This window comes from Aeromonas sp. PrichA-15 (assembly GCF_017939245.1).
Lineage (GTDB): Bacteria > Pseudomonadota > Gammaproteobacteria > Enterobacterales > Aeromonadaceae > Aeromonas > Aeromonas caviae.
On the sequence record NZ_JAGKRH010000204.1, the window covers coordinates 1 to 4559 of the forward strand.

The window sequence follows — 4559 nt, forward strand, 5'->3', positions numbered from 1 at the left end:
AGGCATCTTGCGGAATACTGCTTCCGGTTTAATCATCGTTTTGACCTCAAGAGCATGTTGGTTGAATTGGGGCATGCAGTCGTGGCAAGCCCTCCGATGCCATATCGGCTCTTGAAGCTGGCTGAGGGTCATGGGTAATCAGGTTTGTATTTGTGGCTATTTCGATACTTTATTGCGCGACGTTCATGATGATACCGATTCTAGCCTATTTCATCTTTATTTTAGTAAAGAGTTCAAGATCATTAAGTGATTATTGACATAAATATTATGCACTAAATCGCAATTTGCCGTATTGCTGCCAAAAGGAGGAAGGATGTTCGATTTTTCTTCATCGAAGCCAACTGTATTGGTTATCGACGATATTCCAGAAAACCTCACGCTGATGTATCAGCTACTTAAAGATGATTATAAGGTAAAAGGGGCAAACGGCGGTGAGCGCGGGCTTACACTTGCCGAAACTGCTAATCCAGATTTGATCTTGCTCGATATCATGATGCCGGAAATAGATGGTTATCAAGTATGCCAGCAGCTTAAATCAAACCCAGCAACCAGTGATATCCCGATAATATTCCTCACAGCTAAAGCTGAAATAGTCGATGAACATAAAGGGCTAAAATTGGGTGCCGTTGACTACATAACCAAACCAATTAACCCAGAGGTCGTGAAGGCACGTGTTAAAACACATGTATCTCTCAAAGTGGCTTCCGATATCTTAAAAGACAAGAATCAAGTGCTAGAGCAAGAGGTCGAAAGACGAACCAACGAAGCTTTGCGGCAAAAAGAAGAGCTTCACGCAATTCAAGATGTTTCCTTTTATGCCATGATTTCGTTAGCCGAAACCCGCGATAACGAAACGGGTAACCACATTAAACGTACCCAAGCTTACATAAAACGTTTAGCAGAGCAATTACGCCAAAACTCGCGTTATGTTTCAGAACTGACCGATGACTTTATTGCCCTGTTATATAAATCAGCGCCTCTGCACGATATCGGGAAAATAGGCATTCCAGACAACATCTTGCAGAAAGAAGGCTCCCTGACCGACGATGAATTTCGAGTGATGAAAACTCATACCACCATCGGTTATGAAGCGATTAAAAATGCTGAGAAAGTATGCGGCCAGCCTATGAAGTTCTTGACTGTCGCAAAAGAGATCGCCTACTCACATCACGAACGCTGGGATGGTGAAGGATACCCATTAGGTCTTGCTGGAGAGCAAATTCCGTTGTCCGCCCGACTCATGGCTATAGCAGACGTATATGATGCGCTCATCAGCAAGCGAGTTTATAAACCTGCGTTTTCACATTCAGACGCAGTAAATATCATTGTGTCAGGCAAAGGCACTCAATTTGACCCTACTATCATCGATGCCTTCGCTGAAATTACAGATGAACTCGATGCCATTGCTCAAGAATACACTAACTAGATAAGACAAGTACTTATAGCCGTTTCTGGAACAAACATGAAAGACAAGAAAATCACCACGCAATCGTGGATGTGGCGTTCAATGGTCAAAACCGGAATCATTCCCCTCATTCTGGTGGAATCGGTTCTTATTGCCGTTTACCTAATAAGTAACCATTTTATCAGTACCGACAACATGGAATACATTTACACACAAGTAAATGAAGAGTTGAAGATCTCATCGGAGAGAGAAGCAGCAATCATTAGAGAGAAGCTGCGCTCAATAGAAAGCTTAACGGCCGTATACCAAAACGAAACAGAACGTGTTTTATCAGAAGAACACACCATTGACCGATCTGAAAAAGATAACCTTGCCGTGAGCGAAGATGGCGTCTTGTATTCTAAACAAGATTTAGGGGGCTCGGCTTCTTTCTACTCTGGTCTTACCGCCGAAAAAGATTGGGAGAAGGTGTATAAACTCGCTCACCTTGACCCACTGATGAAACAAATCATAAATAATAGCGATTTCGTTGCGTCGATTTACTTTAATACCTGGGATTCATACAACCGAATCTACCCGTGGTTCTACACCGTCGCTCAGTACCCTCCCAAAATGGACATTCCGGAGTACAACTTTTACTACCTGGCAAACGCTGAAAACAATCCTGACCAGAAGACAATTTGGACAGATGTTTACATTGATCCTGCGGGCCACGGTTGGATGGCATCGGCTATCGCGCCGGTCTACAACCAAGGTTTTCTCGAGGGTGTTGTCGGGCTTGATATCAAAGTCAGTGACATTATAGAAAGCATTCAAAATCTAGCCATTCCTTGGGGCGGCTACGCTGTTTTAGCGAGTAGTAACGGCACAATTATGGCTTTGCCACCACAAGGAGAACACGATTTTGGCTTGAAAGAACTCACTGAGCACAGCTACCAGCAAGCAATCACCAAAGAGATTTTTAAGCCTGAGGCATTTAACCTGTATAAACGTGATGACACCGCTGACTTGAGCATGCGTTTACTCAAGAACACCAATGGGGTTATGCAGCTCAAACTGAATGGTGAAAATAAACTGCTATCATGGTCGACCATACCAGAAACTCAGTGGCGCTTACTGATGATTGTTGGTGAGAAGGAAATGTATGCGACTTCTTATGCGCTAGAACAAAAATACCAAAAAATTGGTTACATTCTGATCTTCGGTTTAGTGGTATTCTACACCTTGTTCTTTATCCTCATCTGGCGTTCGTCCAAGAAGACGAGTGAATTTATTGCTAAGCCATTAACTCAGATCCAGAGCATGGTCAATCGAGTCGGGCTGGGTGATTTTAACTTAGCTCATGAAGGCTTCCGTTTAAAAGAGATCAACGAAACAGCAAACGCGATCATCAACATGGGTGGCAAGTTGGATAAGCTTACCTCCGAACTGACTGAGGCAAAATTATCGGCTGAACATGCTAACCTAACCAAGAGCAAGTTTATTTCAAATGTCAGCCATGAAATACGTACGCCGATGAATTCGATTCTCGGGTTATCTTACATACTGTTAAATTCAGACCTCACGTCTGAGCAGAAAAATAACCTGTTGAAAATCGATAGATCAGGCAAGCATTTGCTGACACTGATTAACAACATTCTGGACCTTTCTAAACTTGAAGCAAATAAGGTTGATATTGAGAAGGCACCATTCGATATTCGAGCGACAATTCAGGATGTGTACGACATGTTTGAGAACAGATCCAGAAAAAACGATGTTCATCTTATGACTGAAGTTGATCAGTCCATTCCTCAGGTCGTTGGCGATCAACTTCGTATTAAGCAAATCCTCCTGAACTATGTGAGTAACGCCATCAAGTTTTCTAGAGGAGGAGATGTAACCATCGCAGTCAGTGTCGTGCAAAGAAGCGAAAAACATATTCACCTGCTATTTAGTGTCATGGATACGGGGATTGGTTTGTCTGAACACGACCAGACCGTCGTATTTGACAGCTATCAGCAGGCAGACGCCTCAACGACCCGAAAATACGGAGGTACTGGCCTTGGCCTTGCGATTTCTAAGCGCCTTACAGAGTTAATGGGCGGTCATGTTGGTGTCGACAGTGAGCTAGATAAAGGGAGCAATTTCTGGTTTACCATCAAACTCGATATTGACCACTCCGGAGTATCAGTAATTCCTAAGTACAAAGAGCTTCCAGAATCTGCGCTCGTTGATACCACTCATCTTCAACACGAGTGTGATATCAAATCAGTCGAGGAGTTTGAGTCTAAAGTGAGCCACCTGACAGCATTGCTAGAAGAGTGCGACTTAGAGTCTGAATTTTATTATTCCAAGTATAAGTCCTGTTTTGAAAAGCTTAATCCGGAACTGAGCTACGCTCTGTCTGAAGCAGTATCAAGTTATCATTTTGATGATGCTCTGGAGCTAATGGTTCAAATCAAAGTCGAGTTAAGTCACAGGGCTGACGCATCAGTGTTTATACTTTGAACAACCCCATACATTCGAACAAATATTGTTCATTCAGACAGCAGAGCCTGCGCTTGTTGGCCATGCTTTGAGGTATCCTGATTTTCACAGACAGTCCCGATTGTTACGATGAGACAATCGGGGGTATTGAATGAAATCGAGAGAACACTATTCACCAGAGTTTCGGGCAGAGGCGGTTCGACTGGTGTTGGAGCAAGGCCTTGGCCAAGCTGAAGCCGCCAGAAGGTTGGGTATTGCCAAAGGCACACTGAGCAACTGGGTGGTCGCAGCCAAAGGAGGAAAGGATACATCGGCCATTCCCGGAGCGCGTTCTGTCGCCGAGCTGGAGGCTGAAGTGGCCCGGCTACGCAAACGGGTAAATATCGCTAATGCGGTAGTCATTACATGTGGATAATATGCTCGCAGAGCAATATAAATAAAAACATTTTTGCCGTTCGATTTAATAGACACGAGGCTTAAACAGAACATAAACAGACGAATTCCTGCATATAGAATGACATCAATGCTTGAATGACATGTTCTAGGGAAAGTGCGAACGTAAGTATTCACCGGAACAGTATTGACACAGGAAAAATGAGACGATCGTCTCTTGATCCCACTTTCCTGCTTGCTTGATCCTGCTCCTTAGATACGCTCCCCCCATGAGCAAAAACACCATGCATTCCGC

At 43.7% G+C, this 4559-nt stretch carries 2 protein-coding genes and 2 pseudogenes; all 4 read left to right on the forward strand.

All coding sequences use genetic code 11. The annotated features are described in order from the left end of the window. A pseudogene (locus J9889_RS19435) lies at positions 1-138 on the forward strand (IS1595 family transposase); the annotation flags it as partial. A gap of 175 nt (positions 139-313) precedes the next feature. After that, on the forward strand, positions 314-1426 hold the full coding sequence (locus tag J9889_RS19440; protein ID WP_210557767.1) for a two-component system response regulator: 1113 nt from the start codon (positions 314-316) through the stop codon (positions 1424-1426). A gap of 36 nt (positions 1427-1462) precedes the next feature. Beyond that, positions 1463-3892 carry an ATP-binding protein gene (locus tag J9889_RS19445; protein WP_210557769.1) on the forward strand — a complete coding sequence of 810 codons (2430 nt, stop codon included), beginning with the start codon at positions 1463-1465 and terminating at the stop codon, positions 3890-3892. A 130-nt stretch (positions 3893-4022) separates the two neighbouring features. Then, positions 4023-4244: pseudogene (locus tag J9889_RS19450) on the forward strand (transposase); the annotation flags it as partial. Positions 4245-4559 lie beyond the last annotated feature (315 nt).